The sequence below is a fragment of the Streptomyces sp. 147326 genome (genome assembly GCF_045000215.1).
Lineage (GTDB): Bacteria > Actinomycetota > Actinomycetes > Streptomycetales > Streptomycetaceae > Streptomyces.
Window position 1 is genome coordinate 4,542,663 of sequence record NZ_CP134201.1, and the last position, 17,186, is coordinate 4,559,848.

Here is a 17,186-nt window from a genome sequence, read left to right on the forward strand (position 1 = left end):
CGCGGCCGGTCAGGCCAGTTCCACGCGGATGGGATCGCCCTCGCGGACGGTGGAGAGCAGGCGGGGGTCGCCGTCGAACGAGCCGAGCACGTTGCACGGGCTCGCCAGGCGGCTCTCGCCTCCGCGCGAGATGGGCGTGGGGCCGTAGGGCAGCGCGAGCGCGTCGCCCTCGGTCCAGAACGCGACCGTGCCCGGCTCGACGACCTGCTGGGCGTCGTGTTCCAGGGCCACCGAGACGCCGGTGTCGAAGTAGACCTCCTCGCCCCAGGTGTTCGCGGAGGCGGAGATCGGAAGGGCCTCGGCCAGCGCCTTGCTGGTCGGGGTCTCGTCAAGGGTTGCGGTGAGCTGGCCCGCGGGCCAGGAAATCCGTATCTGCATGAGCCGCATTCAACAATCTGTTGAATGGATTGGCTAGAGGGGTACCCCGCCTGAAGGCTGTCGAGAGCGGTACGACATAATGCTTGTGAATGTGAACGCGTTCACAAGCGTGTCCTGCTTTCTCCCGGATTGAGTGGGGCACACCAGGCAGACCGCTGCCGCGGTGACCACGGCGACGCGAAGGAGACGAGGACGTGGACCTGGCTTTGGCGCCGGAGACTCTGGCGCGTTGGCAGTTCGGCATCACCACCGTCTATCACTTCCTCTTCGTACCCCTGACGATCTCGCTCGCCGCGCTCACGGCCGGCCTGCAGACCGCATGGGTGCGCACCGAGAAGGAGAAGTACCTCAGGGCCACGAAGTTCTGGGGCAAGCTCTTCTTGATCAATATCGCGATGGGCGTCGTCACCGGCATCGTCCAGGAGTTCCAGTTCGGCATGAACTGGTCCGACTACTCGCGGTTCGTCGGCGACGTCTTCGGGGCTCCCCTGGCCTTCGAGGCGCTGATCGCATTCTTCTTCGAGTCGACCTTCATCGGTCTGTGGATCTTCGGCTGGGACAAACTGCCGAAGAAGATCCACCTGGCCTGCATCTGGATGGTGTCCATGGGCACCGTCCTCTCCGCCTACTTCATCCTGGCGGCCAATTCCTGGATGCAGCACCCGGTCGGGTACCGCATCAACGAGGAGCGGGGCCGGGCCGAGCTCACCGACTTCTGGCTCGTGCTCACCCAGAACACCGCGCTCACCCAGTTCTTCCACACCATCACGGCCGCCTTCCTCGTCGGCGGCGCCTTCATGGCCGGCATCTCCGCCTTCCACCTGGCGCGCAAGAAGCACGTCCCCGTGATGCGGAGCTCGCTGCGCCTCGGCCTGATCGTCATGATCATCGCCGGAATGGGCACGGCGATCAGCGGTGACCTGCTCGGCAAGGTCATGTACAAGCAGCAGCCCATGAAGATGGCGGCCGCCGAGGCGCTGTGGGACGGCGAGGCGCCGGCGCCCTTCTCCGTCTTCGCCTACGGGGACGTCGACAAGGGCCACAACAAGGTCGCGATAGAGATCCCCGGCCTGCTGTCCTTCCTGGCCAACGACGACTTCACCTCCTTCGTCCCGGGCATGAACGACGTCAACAAGGCGGAGCAGGAGAAGTTCGGCCCCGGCGACTACCGGCCCAACATCCCGGTCGCCTACTGGGGCTTCCGCTGGATGATCGGCTTCGGCATGGCCTCCCTCGGCATCGGCGTGCTGGGCCTGTGGCTGACCCGCAAGAAGTTCATGCTGCCGCCGGGCCTGCGGACCGGGGAGGACGAGGTCCCGAACCTGGTCCTCTTCAAGAAGGCGCTGAGCCCGAAGTTCGCGAACCTGTACTGGATCGTCGCGCTCTGGACGATGGGCTTCCCGCTCATCGCCAACTCCTGGGGCTGGATCTTCACCGAGATGGGCCGCCAGCCCTGGGTGGTCTACGGAGTCCTGCGCACCCGGGACGCGGTCTCGCCGAACGTCTCCCAGGCCGAGGTGCTCACCTCGATGATCGGCTTCACCCTCCTCTACGCGGTGCTCGCCGTCATCGAGGTCAGGCTCCTCGTCAAGTACGTCAAGGCCGGACCGCCCGAGCTCACCGAGGCCGATCTCAACCCGCCCACCAAGATCGGCGGGGACGACAAGAACCCCGACCGGCCGATGGCCTTCTCGTACTGAGGCTGAGGAGAGCGCACCATGCAACTCCACGACGTCTGGTTCGTACTCATCGCCGTCCTGTGGACCGGCTACTTCTTCCTGGAGGGCTTCGACTTCGGAGTCGGCGTACTGACCAAGCTGCTCGCCCGCGACCGTACGGAGAAGCGGGTCCTGATCAACACCATCGGGCCCGTGTGGGACGGCAACGAGGTCTGGCTGCTCACGGCGGGCGGTGCGACCTTCGCCGCCTTCCCCGAGTGGTACGCCACCCTCTTCTCCGGCTTCTACCTGCCGCTGCTGCTCATCCTGGTCTGCCTCATCATCCGCGGCGTCGCCTTCGAGTACCGGCACAAGCGCCCCGAGGACCGGTGGCAGAGCAACTGGGAACACGCGATCTTCTGGACCTCGCTGATCCCGGCGTTCCTGTGGGGCGTGGCGTTCGCCAACATCGTGCGGGGCGTGAAGATCGACGAGAACATGGAGTACGTCGGCACCCTCTTCGACCTGCTCAACGTCTACTCGATCCTGGGCGGACTGGTCACCCTCACCCTCTTCACCTTCCACGGCGCGGTCTTCACCTCGCTCAAGACGGTCGGTGACATCCGGGACCGCTCGCGGAAGCTGGCGACCGGCCTGGGCGTCGTCACCGCCGTGCTGGCCCTGGTCTTCCTGATCTGGACCCAGGTCTCCCGCGGCGACGGCAAGAGCCTGATCGCGATGGCCGTCGCCGTGCTCGCACTGCTCGGGGCGCTCGGTACCAACCTGAAGGGCCGCGAGGGCTGGTCGTTCGCACTCTCCGGGGTCACCATCGCGGCGGCCGTCGCGATGCTCTTCCTGACGCTCTTCCCGAACGTCATGCCGTCCTCGCTGAACGATGCCTGGAACCTCACGGTCACCAACGCCTCGTCCAGCCCGTACACCTTGAAGATCATGACCTGGTGCGCGGCCGTGGCCACCCCGCTCGTCCTCCTCTACCAGGGCTGGACGTACTGGGTGTTCCGCAAGCGGATCGGTACGCAGCACATCGTCGACGTGCACTGAGTTCCCGCGAGACCCGGCCCGTTCGTCCGACCGACCCTCCCCTGGGGGATGTTTCACGTGAAACCGATCGACCCGCGCCTGCTCCGGTACGCCCGCTCCACCCGCCTCTTCCTGGGTGCGGTGGTGGCCCTGGGGCTCGTCGGGGCGGGGCTGGTCGTCGGTCAGGCGATGCTGATCGCCGAGATCGTGGTCGGTGCCTTCGAGAAGGGGCGGGGCGGCGAAGCGCTCCGGACGCCGCTGCTGCTGCTCGCGGCGGTGGCGCTCGGACGCGGCCTGGTCGCCTGGCTGACCGAGCTGGCCGCGCACCGCGCCAGTGCGGCCGTCAAGTCGGAACTGCGGGGCAGGCTGCTGGACCGGGCCGCGGAACTCGGCCCCGGCCGGCTCACCGGGCAGAAGACCGGATCCCTGGTGTCCCTGGCCACCCGGGGTGTGGACGCGCTCGACGACTACTTCTCCCGTTACCTGCCCCAGCTCGGGCTCGCGGTGGTCGTGCCGGGCGCGGTGCTCGCCCGCATCGTCACCGAGGACTGGGTGTCGGCGGCCATCATCGTGGTCACGCTCCCCCTGATCCCCGTGTTCATGGTGCTCATCGGCATGGCCACCCAGTCCCGGATGGACCGCCAGTGGCGGCTGCTGTCGCGGCTGTCGGGTCACTTCCTCGACGTGGTGGCCGGCCTTCCGACGCTGAAGGTCTTCGGCCGGGCCAAGGCGCAGGCCGAATCCATCCGCAAGATCACCGACGACTACCGGCGCGCGACGATGCGGACCCTGCGCATCGCGTTCCTCTCCTCCTTCGCGCTGGAGCTGCTGGCCACCCTGTCGGTCGCCCTGGTCGCCGTGACCATCGGCATGCGACTGGTCCACGGTGAACTGGACCTCTACACCGGCCTGGTCATCCTGATCCTGGCGCCCGAGGCGTACCTGCCGCTCAGGCAGGTGGGGGCGCAGTACCACGCGGCCGCGGAAGGACTGGCGGCCGCGGAGGAGATCTTCGAGATCCTGGAGACCCCCGCCACGGGTCCGGCCGGCACGGCCGAGCTGCCCGGCGGCGCCCCCCTGCGGATCGAGATCGACGGGGTCGCCGTCCGCTACGAGGGCCGGGGCGAGGACTCGCCCGGGCCGGTCTCGCTGACGGTCGCGCCGGGGGAGTGCGTGGCCCTCACCGGTCCGAGCGGCGCGGGCAAGTCCACGCTGCTGCAGGTGCTGCTGGGGTTCGTGGCGCCGACCGCGGGACGGGTGCGGATCGCGGGGGTGGACCTGGCCGAGCTGTCGCCGGAGCACTGGCGGGAGCGGATCGCGTGGGTGCCGCAGCGGCCGCACCTGTTCGCCGGGACGATCGCCGAGAACGTACGGCTGGCCCGCGCGGGTGCCTCAGACAGCGACGTGGCCGCGGCTCTGAAGGACGCCGGGGCCTGGGAGTTCGTGACCGCGCTGCCGCGCGGGGTGCAGACCCTGCTCGGCGAGGGCGGTGTGGGACTGTCCGCCGGGCAGCGGCAGCGGCTGGCCCTGGCCCGGGCCTTCCTGGCCGACCGGCCCGTGCTGCTGCTCGACGAGCCGACGGCAGCCCTGGACGGAGAGACCGAGGCGGGGATCGTGGACGCCGTCCGGCGGCTTTCCGCGGGCCGGACCGTACTGCTGGTCGTGCACCGGCCGGCACTGCTGGCGGTCGCGGGCCGGGTGGTCCCGATGACGGCGGGGGCCGGGCCCGCGGAGCTCCTCGCCGACGGACACCGCCTGCTGCTTCCCGAGGGGCTGCTTCCCGAGGGGCCGGACCTTGAGGGGCCGGACCTTGAGGGGCCGGACCTTGAAGGGCCGGGCCTTGAGGAGCTGCTCCCCCGCCGCGGCGTCATCCGGGACGGGGCCGACGGCCGGTCCCCCGGTGACCGCGCCCCGGATGCCGGGGAGTGGATCCTCGGTGCCGCACCCGAGCGGGCGCGGGCCGGCGGCGGGACGGACACGGGCGGGGCCGATCCGCTGCGCCGCGTGCGGGCGGTCGCCAAGGCCTGGCAGGGACGGTTCAGGCTCGGGCTGTTGCTCGGCGCGCTGGCCGTCGGGTGCAGCGTCGGCCTGATGGCCGTGTCCGGCTGGCTGATCTCGCGGGCCTCCGAACAGCCCCCCGTGCTCTATCTGATGGTGGCCGTCACCGCCACCCGGGCCTTCGGGATGGGCCGCGCCGTCTTCCGCTACGCGGAGCGGCTCGTCTCCCACGACGCCGTCCTGCGGATGCTCGCCGACCTGCGGGTATCGGTGTACCGGCGGCTGGAGCGCATCGCGCCCGCCGGGCTGCGCGAGCACCGGCGCGGGGACCTGCTGGCCCGGCTGGTGGCCGACGCGGATGCCCTGCAGGACTACTGGCTCCGCTGGCTGCTGCCGGTCGGCACCGCGGTGCTCGTCGGCACCGGTTCGGTCGCCTTCACCGCCTGGCTGCTCCCCGAGGCCGGAGCCGTACTCGCCGCCGGGCTGCTCGCCGCCGGCATCGGGGTGCCGCTGGTCAGCGGGGCCTGCGCCCGCCGGGCGGAGCGCAGGCTCGCACCCGCCCGGGGCGAGCTCGCCACCAGGGTGGCCGATCTGCTGACCGGTACCGCGGAGCTGACCGTGGCCGGGGCGCTGGAGGACCGCAAGGGCCGGGCGCGGCAGAGCGACGGCCTGCTGACCCGCATCGCCGCGCGGGGCGCCGCCGCGAGCGGACTGGGCGGCGGGCTGTCCGCCCTCGTGTGCGGGCTCACCGTGGTGGCCGCCGCGGCCGTCGCCGCGAACGCCGTCCACGACGGACGGCTGTCCGGGGTGGCCATGGCCGTCGCGGTCCTGACACCGCTCGCCGCCTTCGAGGCGGTGAACGGACTGCCGCTGGCCGTCCAGTACCGCCAGCGGGTGCGCCGTAGCGCCGAGCGGGTCTACGAGGTCATCGACGCGCCGGTCCCGGTCGCCGAGCCGGAGGGGCCCGCCGCGGCCCCCGCCTCGCCCTTCCCGCTGCGCCTGACCGGGCTCGCCGCCCGCCACCCCGGCCAGGACCGTGACGCCCTGCGCGGGCTGGACCTGACCCTGGAGGCCGGCCGCCGCATCGCCGTCGTCGGCCCCTCGGGCTCCGGCAAGACGACACTGGCCCAGGTCATCCTCCGGTTCCTGGACCCGGGCGAGGGCGCGTACACCCTGGGCGGGACCGACGTGCGCACCCTCGACGGAGACGACGTACGCGCGCTCGTGGGCCTGTGCGCCCAGGACGCGCACATCTTCGACAGCTCGGTGCGGGAGAACCTGCGCCTCGCCCGGACCGGGGCGAGCGAGGAGCAGCTGCGGGACGCGCTGGCCGCGGCCCGGCTGCTGGAGTGGGCCGACGGCCTTCCGGACGGGCTGGACACCCTGGTCGGTGAGCACGGCGAGCGGATCTCGGGCGGTCAGCGCCAGCGCCTCGCCCTGGCCCGCGCGCTGCTCGCGGACTTCCCCGTACTGGTCCTGGACGAGCCGGCCGAGCACCTGGACCTGGCCACGGCCGACGCCCTGACGGCGGACCTGCTGGCCGCGACCGAGGGCCGGACCACCGTGCTGATCACGCACCGGCTGGCCGGACTGGAGGCGGTCGACGAGGTGCTCGTGCTGGACCGCGGCGAGGTCGTGCAGCGCGGCGCGTACACGGAGCTGGCCTCGGCCGAGGGACCGCTGCGGCGCCTGCTGGAGCGGGAAAGGGCCACGGACGGGACTTTGGCCAGCTTTCCCCTCTAATGGGGACTAACTAGTCTCAAGAACATGTCAGCGCAGCAGTCGCACCAGTCGCCGGAATCGCCGGATCCCCTGCCGGATCCCTCGCCGGCCACACCGGTCGTGCCCGTGACGCCGGACCCGCTGGCGGCCGCCACCGAGGCCACCAGGAGCCTGCAGGGCCTGTCCACCGAGCTCACGGCCCGGGTACCGCAACTGCTGGAGGCGATGCGGTCGGTCGGGACCGGCCTCGAACTGCACTCCACGCTGGACCGCATCTGCGAGACCGCGGCCGAGCTCGCGGGCGCCCGCTACGCGGCGATCGGCGTCGTCGACACGGAGGGCCGCGGGCTCTCGGACTTCGTCACCCACGGGGTCAGCTCCGAGCTGGCCAGGAAGATCGGACACCGGCCGGACGGGAAGCGGGGCCTGCTCGGAGCATTGATCTCGCACTCCGACACCGTGCGGCTCGCCGATCTGACGAAGGATCCGCGCTCCGCGGGGTTCCCGGCGCACCACCCGCCGATGAAGACCTTCCTCGGCGTCCCGATCCGGGTGCAGGGGGAGATCTTCGGCAATCTGTACCTCGCCGAGAAGAGCGGCGGCGGCGAGTTCAACGACTACGACGTCCACATGGTCCGGGTGCTGGCCACCGAGGCGGGCATCGCCATCGGCAACGCCCGGCTGTACGAGGCCGCCACCCAGCGCGAGCGCTGGATCGACGGCTCGGTGGCCGTCACCACCGCCCTCCTGTCCGGCGGGGACGCGGACGACGCCCTCGTGGTGGTGGCGGAGCAGGCCCGCCGGCTCGCCGACTCCTCCGCGGGGATCGTCATGCTGCCGGCCGAGGAGGGTGGGATGGAGATCGTCGCCGTCTCGGCCGAGAACCCGGCCACCTCGCTCGGTCTGGTGATCCCGGCCGAGAGCCCGGTGGTGGACAGGCTGCTGCACGGAGAGCCGGTGTTCGTGGACGACGCCGCGTCCGACCCCCGCATGATCAGCAAGCTGACCAGCCAGTACGGGCCCTGCATGATGCTTCCCCTGCACAGCGGCGGGCGGGTGCTGGGCGCGCTGGTCACCCCCAGGGCGCGCGGCAAGCGGCCCTTCAGCGAGGCCGAGCGGACCCTGGCCACGCAGTTCGCCTCGCAGGCGGCGCTCGCCCTGATGATGGCCGAGGCACAGCGCGACCGTGAGCGGCTGGCCGTCTTCGAGGACCGCGACCGGATCGCACGCGACCTGCACGACCTCGTCATCCAGCGGCAGTTCGCCACCGGGATGATGCTGGAGGGCGCCCAGCGCCGGTCCATCGTTCCCGAGGTCCGCGACGGCGTCGGCAAGGCCGTGGACGAACTGGACGTGACGATCCAGGAGATCCGCACCGCCATCTTCGCCCTTCAGCAGGGCCCGGCGGAGGCCCCGTCCGGACTGCGCACCAGGGTGCTGCGGGAGATCAACATGGCTGCCGTACCCCTGGGCTTCAAGCCCGCGCACCGTTTCCTCGGCCCGATCGACACCGTGGTCGACGAGCTGGTCGGCAAGAACCTGATCGCCGCATTGCGCGAGGCCCTGTCCAATGCCTTCCGCCACTCCGACGCCTCCCGGATCGAGGTGGTGCTCGACTCCACCGTCACGCTCGCCGACGGCCGTCCCGGGGTCCGGCTGGAGGTCGCCGACGACGGGGTGGGAATCTCCGAAGGGGGCCGGCGCAGCGGGCTGCGCAATCTGCGCCGGCGGGCCGAGTCGCTGGGCGGCGCGAGCTCGTACGGCCCGGGCATCGGCGAGGACGGCGGCGGGACCACCCTGGTGTGGGAGGCCCCGCTCTGAGGTGCGGGTGCCCGCTGCCGCGGCGGGACGTTCGGGCCCCGTTGCCGGGGCCCGCCGATCAGGCCTGCTGCCGGGCGATGCGTTCGGCCAGGATCCGCTCGATGACGAGGGCGACCCCGTCCTCGTTGTTGGCGACCGTACGGCCGGACGCGGCCGCGATCACATCCGGGTGGGCGTTGCCCATCGCGTACGAGGTGCCGGCCCAGCTGAGCATCTCCACGTCGTTCGGCATGTCCCCGAAGGCGACGACCTCGGCGGGCGAGATGCCCCGCTCTGCGCAGCACAGCGCCAGCGTGCTGGCCTTGGAGACGCCGTGCCCGCTGATCTCCAGCAGGGCGGTCGGACTGGAGCGGGTGATCGACGCGTACTCGCCGGCGGCGGAGCGGGCCAGCGTCAGGAACTCGTCCGGGGCGATCTCGGAGTGGTGCGCCAGCAGCTTGAGCACGGGCGGCGCGCCCCCGTTCTCCTGCAGCAGCTCCTCGGCCGTGGCGATCCTGGCGGCCGGGTCCTTGAAGAAGGGCGGGTACGCCGGCTCGTAGTTGATGCCGGTGGTCAGCTCGACCGCGAAGGACGTGCCGGGTGCGGCAGTTCGCAGGGCATCGACGACGGCGAGTGCGGCGGCCCGCGGAAGGGACCTGACCTGCACGAACTCCCGTCCGGCATGCAGGTCGACGACCGCCGCGCCATTGGCGCAGATCGCGAGGCCGTGCCCGTGGACATGGTCGCTGACCACGTCCATCCAGCGGGCCGGGCGTCCGGTGACGAAGAAGACCTCGATCCCGGCCTCCTCGGCGGCGGCGAGCGCGGCGACGGTACGCGGCGAGACGGACTTGTCGTCGCGCAGCAGGGTGCCGTCGAGGTCGGTGGCGATGAGCCGGGGCATGGGGGTTGGCCCGTCCGGGCGCTGGGGAGCCGAGGTCACGGCTCCATCTTCGCCCATGGCCGGGGACGGCCGGACCATGATCGGGTTCGGCTCTCGCGCGAGGCGATGTTTCACGTGAAACATCGCCTCGCCGTAGGCTCGACGCATGAGTCTGCGTCTGAGCACGGTGATCCTTCCAGTACGTCGATGGCACGAGGGAGGCCGCGATCAGTGGCTCCGGGCTGAGCAGCTCGGATTCCACACGGCCTACACCTACGACCACCTGTCCTGGCGGACCTTCCGCGACGGCCCGTGGTTCGGTGCGCTGCCCACCCTGACCGCTGCGGCCACCGCCACCGAGCGGCTGCGTCTGGGCACGCTCGTCACCTCGCCGAACTTCCGCCACCCGGTGACCCTCGCCAAGGAGCTCATCTCCCTGGACGACATCTCCGGTGGGCGCATCACCCTCGGTATCGGAGCCGGCGGCAACGGCTTCGACGCGACCGTGCTGGGTCAGGAGGCTTGGTCCCCGCGCGAGCGCGCCGACCGCTTCGCCGAGTTCGTGCCGCTCCTGGACCGGTTGCTGACCGAGGGCGCGGTGAGCCACGAGGGCACCTTCTACTCCGCCGAGGAGGCCCGCAACCTCCCCGGCTGCGTGCAGGAGCCGCGGCTGCCGTTCGCGGTCGCCGCGACCGGACCGCGCGGTCTGCGGCTCGCCGCCCGCCACGGCCAGGCCTGGGTGACCACGGGCGACCCGAAGCTCTTCGAGGAGGGCACGCCCGAGCAGTCGCTGGAAGCCCTGCGAGGGCAGCTCGAACGGCTCGACAAGGCCTTCGTGGAGATCGGGAGGGATCCCGGGCCCATGGAGAAGATCCTGCTGACCGGCTTCACGCCCGAGGCCAACACCGTGCTGGAGTCCGTGGACGCATTCGTCGACTTCGCCGGCCGCCACCGCGAGCTCGGCTTCACCGAGCTGGTGATCCACGCGCCGATCCCGGACTCCGACTTCGCCGCCGACGAGGCCGTCTTCGAGAAGATCGCCACCGAGGCCCTGTCCCAGCTCGGCAGCTGACCCGCCGGTCGTCGCCGCTCCGCACCGGAGCGGCGACGACCGACGCTCTACGCGCCGTCGTTCAGCTGCGCGAGGAGGCGCTCCGCCGAGGGCAGGAGCCAGTCGGGCAGCTCGTCCTCCGGCAGCGCCCGGGCCTCGTCGATCAGCGTGGAGACACGCGCGGCGCCCGCTTTCGCGTCGCCCCGCTCGTGCTCCGTCCAGGCCGCGTTGTTCAGGCACTGGAACCGGTCCCGGAGATGGTCGGGGCCGAGCGCGGCGTAGGCCCGGGCGGCCCGGTCCCACAGCTCGATCTCCTCCAGGCGCAGCGCATCGGCCTCCGCGTGGCTCAGCCGGGCCGCCGGTGCCTCGGCCTCCCCGGCCCCGGCGGGAGCCTCGTCCTCGTCGGCCTCCTCGTTCGTGCTGACGTGCCGGTCGAGCACCTGCGCCAGCTGGTGCCAGGTCTGGGCGAGTTCGGAGCGCAGCTCAGGAGCTCCGGGATCCGCGGCCAGGGCGGCCTCCAGCACCTCGGCGGCCTCTGTCATCCGGCCCCGGGCCTGCTCCACCGCCGTGGCCGTGACCTCCTCGCGCAGGCCCAGCCAGGCGAGGGAGCGCAGCACCCGCACCTCGGCGACCGGGGCCTGGCCCGTCAGCCGGTGCAGCTCCAGGGCCCGTTCGTAGGCGGCGGCCGCCTCGGCGGCCAGCCCCGCGTCGGACAGGGTGTCGGCGGCCGACTGTGCGAGGCTCGCCTGCGGGCGCGGATCCTCCCAGCCCTTGGTCACCTCCGCCGCCAGCAGGTACTGCTCCGCGGCCGGCCGCGGCTCGTTCAGCCGGCGCAGCAGGTCGCCCAGGAACTCGCGTACGAACACCGCCTGCTGATCACCGTGCTCCAGCAGATCCGGCAGTGCCGACTGCAGGACCTCCGCGGCCTCGGCGGCCCTCTCCTCCCGCGCGTAGGCCCTGGCCAGGAGCAGCCGGGCCTGCGCCCCGCCGTCCGCGGTGAGACCGGCCTGGTCGAACCAGTGGGCTCCCGCCAGTGCGAGTGCGGCGGCCTCCTGCGCCGTGTCGCTCCGCCGCAGCAGGATGTCCGCGAGGGTCAGCCGTACGACGCCCTGGGCCTCGGCGTCGGTCAGCTCGGCTGCGTGCTCCAGCCCGGCTCGCGCGGCCTCCTCCGCCTCCTCGGGCCGGTCCAGCGACTTCAGCACCCCGGCCCGCAGCACCAGCGGGTCCACGGCTTGCCACGGCCGGCCGGCGGCGACCGCCCGCGCGGCGGACGTCGCGAGCAGCGGCACGGCCCGCTCCGGGTCGCCCTGTGCGAGGGCCACCCGGCCCAGCATCTCCTCGGCCTCCGCGGCCAGGTCCGCCGCACCGTCCTCGTAGGCGGAGATGAAGGAGGTCAGCTCGGCGGCGAGCTCACCGTGGGCGTGCTCCTGGTCCTCGCCGTGGTGGTGGCCCTGGTGGGGGTCGTCCGGGCCGGCCGCCTCGACCGAGCGCAGGTACGACTCCACGCGGATCGCCGAGAGTTCCGCGAGCGCGATCCGCCGGACCCGCAGCGGTTCGGCGGCGTCCAGTGCCTCGGCGGACCGCAGGGCGACCCGCAGCAGGTCCCGGATCTGCGCGGGCGCCGCCCCCGACTGCGCGGCCACACTGGCCAGCCGCAGCTCGGCGAGCGCCGCGCGCTCCGCCCGGCCCAGCGCCCGGTAGCCGTCGCGGACCGCGGCCAGGAGCTGCGGGGCCTCCTCGGCCCCGCGCCGCGCGGCGGCCAGGGCCTGCTGGTCCGCGAGGTCGGCGCGGACCAGCGGATCGGGATCCGGCTGCGCGTCCACCCGTACGGCCACCTCGGCCCACAGCGCGTCCGCACCCGGATGACCCACGTCGCGGGCGCCGCGGGCCCGCTCCACGAGCTCGGTGAACCCGGTGGGCGCCACGACCGGCGTGGGGACGGCGGAGACGGAGGCGGTGGTGGCGGTGGCAGCGGCACGGGCCGTGTCGGTCCGGGGCAGTTCCGCACTGCGCACCCCCAGCGGCAGGGTGCCCACCAGCGGCTCCCGGCCCACCCGCGCGAGGAAGCGGTCCGAGACCCGGGTCGTGCGGTTGCGCGCGTCGAACTGCCGGGCGATGTCGAGGCAGCCCGCGTGGAGCACCTCGTACAGCTCGGAGACCGTACGCGGGGTTCCCTCGTAGGGGACGGCCGGGCTCCGGCCGTGTCCCAGCTCCTGCAGACGGCGGAGCAGCACGAGGATGCCGCCGTGGAAGGACAGCCGGTCGTCGAGGTTGGCGAGCGGCGCCACATGGGCGGCGTGCTCGTGCAGGATCTCCAGGCCGCGCGACTCGTTGCCGGTGAGCGCGCAGAACTCGATGTGCCTGCCCACCGACGGCAGCAGGCTCTCGTTGCCGCGGGCCATGCGGTAGCCGCGCAGGTGGTTCGAGCGCGCCTCGTCGGTCCGGCCGAGCTGCAGCAGCGGCAGCAGCGAGGTGGCCAGGACCCGGTGCGGCTCCTCGGCGCAGACCAGCTCACCCGTGAGCACCGGCTTCCACAGCTCCAGTGCCTCCGCGTCGTCGCCCCGCACGACGGCGTACTGGCCCTGGCCGTTGAGCTCGCAGGCCTGGCAGTCGCTCATGTCGTCGCGCTCCGCGGCCAGCCAGCGCCGGAAGGCCCGCTCGGCGCGCTCGTCCTCGCCGGTCACATGGGCGAGCCACAGCTCGGCCTCGCGCACGGGCCGCTCGCTGTAGCCCGCGATCCGGTAGCGGCGCTCCATCTCGTCCAGCCAGCCGGCCGCCGACTCCAGCGGGATTCCGGGGGAGTCGGAAATGGCCGAGGCCACCCATTTGAACTGCCAGAACAGCGAGTGGGCGTCCCATTCGGAGAAGGCGCCCGGGTCCTTGTCGTACTCCTGGAGGAGCCGCGCGAAGGGCACCAGCATCTTCGACGACTCGGAGCTGTAGAGATACGCGTTGATCAGGTTGTCGAGGGCTTCGCGGAACAGCGCGCGGTCGCCGTTCGTCTCCGCAGCACCGGCGAGGGCCTCGGCGTGCGCGTTGCGCGCGGCGCCGTTCGGCGCTTCGCGGTTCTCCGCCAGACCCCGCACGATCTCCTCGCGCGTCAGCGTCGTCACTTCTGGTCCTCCTGGGCGTCGCGGGCATCGGTGGGGTGCGTCGCCCATTCCAGGAGTCCGAGGAAGGCCCGGTTGAGCAGGGTGGAGTCGGCGGGGCGCAGCGGCCGCTGCGACATCAGCAGGGCCTGCCCGTACAGCGATTCGACGGCGGTGCCGGTGAGCGCCTCGTCGGGGAGGGCGGCGATCCGCCGGATCAGCGGATTGTTGTGGTTGAGGACCAGCCGGGCGCGCGGCGCGGAGCCCCGCAGCGCGCCGAGGATGCCGCTCCACAGGGAGTCGGCGCTCTCCAGCGCGGCGGTGCGGTCGCGCTCCTGGCGGGCCTGGCGGTCGTCGAGGTAGAGCGCGGGGACGGCGACGGGCTGGAAGGCGCGCAGCACCACGTCGCAGCCCTGGGGTTCCAGGCGGGTGCGCGCGGTGGCCAGGAAGCCGGCGAGCTCCAGCTCGGCGGAGGTCGCCACCGGGTCCAGCCGCTCGGTGACGGCTCCGGCGTCCAGCTCGGTGACCTTGAGCTCGGGCCGTACGGCGGGCAGCAGGGCCAGCAGGTCCGCGTCGTAGGTGTAGCCGGCGTTGATGACGCCGAGCCCGTGGGCCGCGGCGATCGGTGCGATCTGGCGGAACTCCTCGACGGTGCGCGTGAAGTGGATGTCCGTATGGGCGGCCGCGAACTCCTGCAGGCTCATCGAACCGTCGCTGGTCTCGAACGGCAGCCACGGCAGCATCAGCCCGAGCAGTTCGGAGTCGTGCCGGGCCATGGACTTCACACCGAGGTGGTGGACGCGCAGGAAGGCGGCCAGGCGCTCCGGGTCGCTCGCCGCGAGCTCGGCGAGCCAGCCGCGGACGCGGGCGCCGAGGGCCTCCCGTACGGCGGCCAGGGTCTCGTCGTCGTAGAGGTTCTCCCGGGAGGCGGTGGGCCGCAGGGTGTCCGTGTCGAGGACGGCGCGGACGAAGAAGGCCCAGTCCGGCAGCAGGTTGTCGGCCCGGTCGGTCAGCAGCATGCCCTTGAGGTGGACGCGGTGTCCGGCCCGGTGGGCGGGGCTGGTCGGCTCGGGAAGGACGTACGCCACCCCGCGTACGCCGGCGACCGGCAGGTCGAGGTCGATGCTGTCGAGCGGGGTGAATCCGAAGAGCTCCGCGCAGTGACCGGCGAGCGCGACGCGGCGGGCGGCCGGGGTGGGGAAGGGCCGGTCCCAGACGGCGGGCCGGTCGGTGACGGGGCGCGGTTCGCCGCCCTCGCCGTCGTCGAAGGTGATGGCGTACGGCAGCAGGGAGCCGTAGTCGCGGGCCAGTTGTTCGACCGTGGCCGGGACGGTCCATTCCGCGGCGCCCGGGCGGGCCTCGAGGACGACGGTGGTGCCGGGCTCCGGGCGCGCCTCGTGGGGCAGTTCGCGGACGGTGTACGAACCGTCGTCCGTGGCGAGCCATTCGACGGGCGCGGCATCGGGGTCGCGGGCGGAGCGGGTGACGACGCGGATCTGGCGGGCCACGACGAAGCAGGCGAGCAGTCCGATGCCGAACTGGCCGAGGAATTCCCGGCGGGTGGCCTCCAAGCCGTGCGCGGCGATGGAGCCGTCTCCGCCGCGCTTGGAGCTGCGTCCGATGGTGGCGAGCAGGGAGTGGGCCTCGTCGGCGGTCAGGCCGATTCCGCTGTCCTCGATGGTCACGCGGCCGCCGGACGCCGACAGCCGGATGCGGACCTCGGCGTCGGGGTCGAGGGCGTGGCGGGCGGTGACGGCGTCCACCGCGTTCTGCAGGAGCTCGCGGACGTAGACGCGCGGGCTGGAGTACAGGTGGTGGGAGAGGAGATCCACCAGACCGCGCAGATCGACCTGGAAATTGTGGGGTGTGGACGTCATAGGGCGTCACCTCGCGTACGTGCAGGGATGGTTCGGTGATCGCGAGGTGCCCCCCTCACGGATCCCGGAGTGGGACACACATTAGGGGGATGGTCCGACAATCTCAGCGTGAATTCCCGCCCCTGAAAGCGCTACTGGAAGCGCAGGAACTGGGGCGGCACGGCGTCCGCCAGCCACACCCCGTTGGCGCTGATCCGGAAGACGTGCCCGGCCGCACGCATCGCACCGGCGTCCACGGCGAGCACGACGGGCCGGCCGCGCCGCGCGCCGACCCGGGTCGCGGTCTCCCGGTCCGGGGACAGGTGCACGTGGTGGCGGGCCATCGGGCGAAGGCCCTCGGCGCGGATCGAGTCCAGGGCGGCGGCCACGGTGCCGTGGTACAGGTACGCGGGCGGTTCGGCCTCCGGAAGGTCCAGGTCCACGGCGACGGTGTGCCCCTGGTTCGCCCGGATCCGGGTGCCGTCGACGGCGAACCGCTGCTTGTCGTTGGCGGCGACGACGTGGTCGAGCTCGGCCCGGCTGAAGTGGAATCCGTGGGCGGCGGCCGCCCGCAGGAGGTCGTCGATCTCCACCCAGCCCTGGGGGTCGAGCACCAGTCCGATCCGTTCCGGCTGGTGTCGCAGGTGTTTCGAGACGTACTTCGACACCTTCACGGTGCGTCTTTCATCCATGGCCCCAGCGTGCCCGCTCGTGCGGTCTTCCGGCAGGGATTTTCGGGTGGAGCCCGGTGGCGGACACCCCCTATCGCGCTTCCGAGATGCGGAATATATTTTCCGCTGTCACTTCTGTCCAGGGGAGAAACCATGACAGCCCATGCCTCTCTGTCACGCCGTGCGGCTGCCGAGCTGATCGGTACCGCGGGCCTGCTCGTGGTCGTGATCGGCTCCGGCCTCCAGGCCGCCGAGCTCAGCCGCGACACCGGTGTCGCCCTCATCGCCAACTCCCTCGCCTCGGCCATCGGCCTCGGGCTGATCATCACCCTCTTCGGTCCGCTGTCCGGCGCCCACCTCAACCCGGTGGTCACCCTCACCTCCTGGTGGGCCCGGCGCACCGGCGGCGAGGGACTCGGCGGCAGGGAGGCGTTCGTCTACACCGTGGCCCAGACCGCAGGAGCGATCGGCGGAGCCCTGCTCGCGGAGGCCATGTTCGGGCGGACCCCTGGCACCTTCTCCACCCAGGTGCGCGACGGCGGGCACCTGCTCATCGGCGAGGTGGTCGCCACCGCCGGTCTCGTCCTCGTGATCCAGGGCCTCGGGCGGATCGGGCGCCCCCGGCTCATCCCGGCCGCCGTCGCGGCGTACATCGCCGCCGCGATCTGGTTCACCTCCTCCGGTTCCTTCGCCAACCCGGCCGGCACCATCGGGCGCAGCTTCAGCGATTCCTTCACCGGCATCGCCCCCGAGTCGCTGCCCGGATTCGTCGCCGCCCAGCTGGCCGGCGGGATCCTCGGGCTGGCCCTGGCCGCCCTGCTGTACGGGAGGGGGACGGGGAACGGGACCGGAGCGGGGGCCGGCACCTCGCGGACCGCGAAGCCGGTGGCCGTGGCGGTGTCGGTGCCCGTGCCGGTGGCGGTGCCGGTCGAGACGGCCGTGCCGGCGTCCCTTGCCGAGACCGGGCCGGGGGACGGCGCGAGCCCCGAGAAAGCGGCGTACGAGTCCGTCGGCTGAGACGCCGCCTCAGTTGCCCACA

At 72.3% G+C, this 17,186-nt stretch carries 11 protein-coding genes; 6 read left to right on the plus strand and 5 right to left on the minus strand.

Going from position 1 to position 17,186, the window contains the following annotated elements; all coding sequences use genetic code 11:
• Positions 1 to 9 precede the first annotated feature (9 nt).
• The gene (locus RIU97_RS20550) at positions 10 to 378 is read right to left on the minus strand and encodes a cyclophilin-like fold protein (protein ID WP_404958836.1); all 369 of its coding nucleotides are present in this window, start codon (positions 376 to 378) and stop codon (positions 10 to 12) included.
• A 194-nt stretch (positions 379 to 572) separates the two neighbouring features.
• On the opposite strand from RIU97_RS20550, the gene RIU97_RS20555 reads away from it, so the two are divergent.
• Genes RIU97_RS20555 through RIU97_RS20570 form a run of 4 tightly spaced genes read left to right on the plus strand, consistent with a single transcriptional unit; the run spans position 573 to position 8,618 of the window.
• Positions 573 to 2,078 (plus strand): cytochrome ubiquinol oxidase subunit I, encoded by a 1,506-nt coding sequence (locus tag RIU97_RS20555; protein ID WP_404958838.1) that lies wholly within the window; start codon positions 573 to 575, stop codon positions 2,076 to 2,078.
• 18 nt (positions 2,079 to 2,096) lie between these two features.
• Entirely contained in the window at positions 2,097 to 3,098 is a 1,002-nt protein-coding gene (gene cydB, locus RIU97_RS20560; RefSeq protein ID WP_404958840.1) for a cytochrome d ubiquinol oxidase subunit II, read from the plus strand.
• Positions 3,099 to 3,155: 57 nt separating this feature from the next.
• Positions 3,156 to 6,818: a thiol reductant ABC exporter subunit CydD gene (cydD, locus tag RIU97_RS20565; RefSeq protein ID WP_404958842.1), complete on the plus strand. Its 3,663-nt coding sequence runs from the start codon at positions 3,156 to 3,158 to the stop codon at positions 6,816 to 6,818.
• Positions 6,819 to 6,842: 24 nt separating this feature from the next.
• Positions 6,843 to 8,618, plus strand: a complete 1,776-nt coding sequence (locus RIU97_RS20570; protein WP_404958844.1) for a GAF domain-containing sensor histidine kinase — start codon at positions 6,843 to 6,845, stop codon at positions 8,616 to 8,618.
• A gap of 58 nt (positions 8,619 to 8,676) precedes the next feature.
• On the opposite strand, the gene RIU97_RS20575 is transcribed toward RIU97_RS20570, so the two are convergent.
• A complete protein-coding gene (locus RIU97_RS20575; RefSeq protein WP_404962890.1) occupies positions 8,677 to 9,558 on the minus strand; it encodes an HAD family hydrolase in 882 nt (293 codons plus the stop codon).
• Positions 9,559 to 9,646: 88 nt separating this feature from the next.
• Here RIU97_RS20575 and RIU97_RS20580 point away from each other — a divergent pair, with 88 nt between their 5' ends.
• Positions 9,647 to 10,552, plus strand: coding sequence for an LLM class flavin-dependent oxidoreductase (locus RIU97_RS20580; protein WP_404958846.1), 906 nt, complete (start codon positions 9,647 to 9,649; stop codon positions 10,550 to 10,552).
• Between the two features lie 47 nt (positions 10,553 to 10,599).
• On the opposite strand, the gene RIU97_RS20585 is transcribed toward RIU97_RS20580, so the two are convergent.
• From RIU97_RS20585 to RIU97_RS20595, 3 genes are all read right to left on the minus strand, one after another.
• On the minus strand, positions 10,600 to 13,644 hold the full coding sequence (locus RIU97_RS20585; protein WP_404958848.1) for a tetratricopeptide repeat protein: 3,045 nt from the start codon (positions 13,642 to 13,644) through the stop codon (positions 10,600 to 10,602).
• Positions 13,641 to 15,497 (minus strand): HSP90 family protein, encoded by a 1,857-nt coding sequence (locus RIU97_RS20590; RefSeq protein WP_404958850.1) that lies wholly within the window; start codon positions 15,495 to 15,497, stop codon positions 13,641 to 13,643. Before RIU97_RS20590 ends, RIU97_RS20585 begins: the two co-directional genes overlap by 4 nt.
• A 131-nt stretch (positions 15,498 to 15,628) precedes the next feature.
• Positions 15,629 to 16,168, minus strand: coding sequence for an RNA 2'-phosphotransferase (locus tag RIU97_RS20595; protein ID WP_383564954.1), 540 nt, complete (start codon positions 16,166 to 16,168; stop codon positions 15,629 to 15,631).
• A 132-nt stretch (positions 16,169 to 16,300) separates the two neighbouring features.
• On the opposite strand from RIU97_RS20595, the gene RIU97_RS20600 reads away from it, so the two are divergent.
• Complete coding sequence (locus RIU97_RS20600; RefSeq protein ID WP_404958852.1) at positions 16,301 to 17,164, plus strand: aquaporin; 864 nt, start codon at positions 16,301 to 16,303, stop codon at positions 17,162 to 17,164.
• The last annotated feature ends 22 nt before the right edge of the window (positions 17,165 to 17,186 follow it).

Coding starts and splice junctions, on each gene's coding strand:
- RIU97_RS20600 (WP_404958852.1), top strand. CDS start 16,301: ATGACAGCCCATGCCTCTCTGTCACGCCGTGCGGCTGCCGAGCTGATC.
- RIU97_RS20580 (WP_404958846.1), top strand. CDS start 9,647: ATGAGTCTGCGTCTGAGCACGGTGATCCTTCCAGTACGTCGATGGCAC.
- RIU97_RS20570 (WP_404958844.1), top strand. CDS start 6,843: ATGTCAGCGCAGCAGTCGCACCAGTCGCCGGAATCGCCGGATCCCCTG.
- RIU97_RS20590 (WP_404958850.1), bottom strand. CDS start 15,497: ATGACGTCCACACCCCACAATTTCCAGGTCGATCTGCGCGGTCTGGTG.
- RIU97_RS20595 (WP_383564954.1), bottom strand. CDS start 16,168: ATGGATGAAAGACGCACCGTGAAGGTGTCGAAGTACGTCTCGAAACAC.
- RIU97_RS20575 (WP_404962890.1), bottom strand. CDS start 9,558: ATGGGCGAAGATGGAGCCGTGACCTCGGCTCCCCAGCGCCCGGACGGG.
- RIU97_RS20550 (WP_404958836.1), bottom strand. CDS start 378: ATGCAGATACGGATTTCCTGGCCCGCGGGCCAGCTCACCGCAACCCTT.
- cydB (WP_404958840.1), top strand. CDS start 2,097: ATGCAACTCCACGACGTCTGGTTCGTACTCATCGCCGTCCTGTGGACC.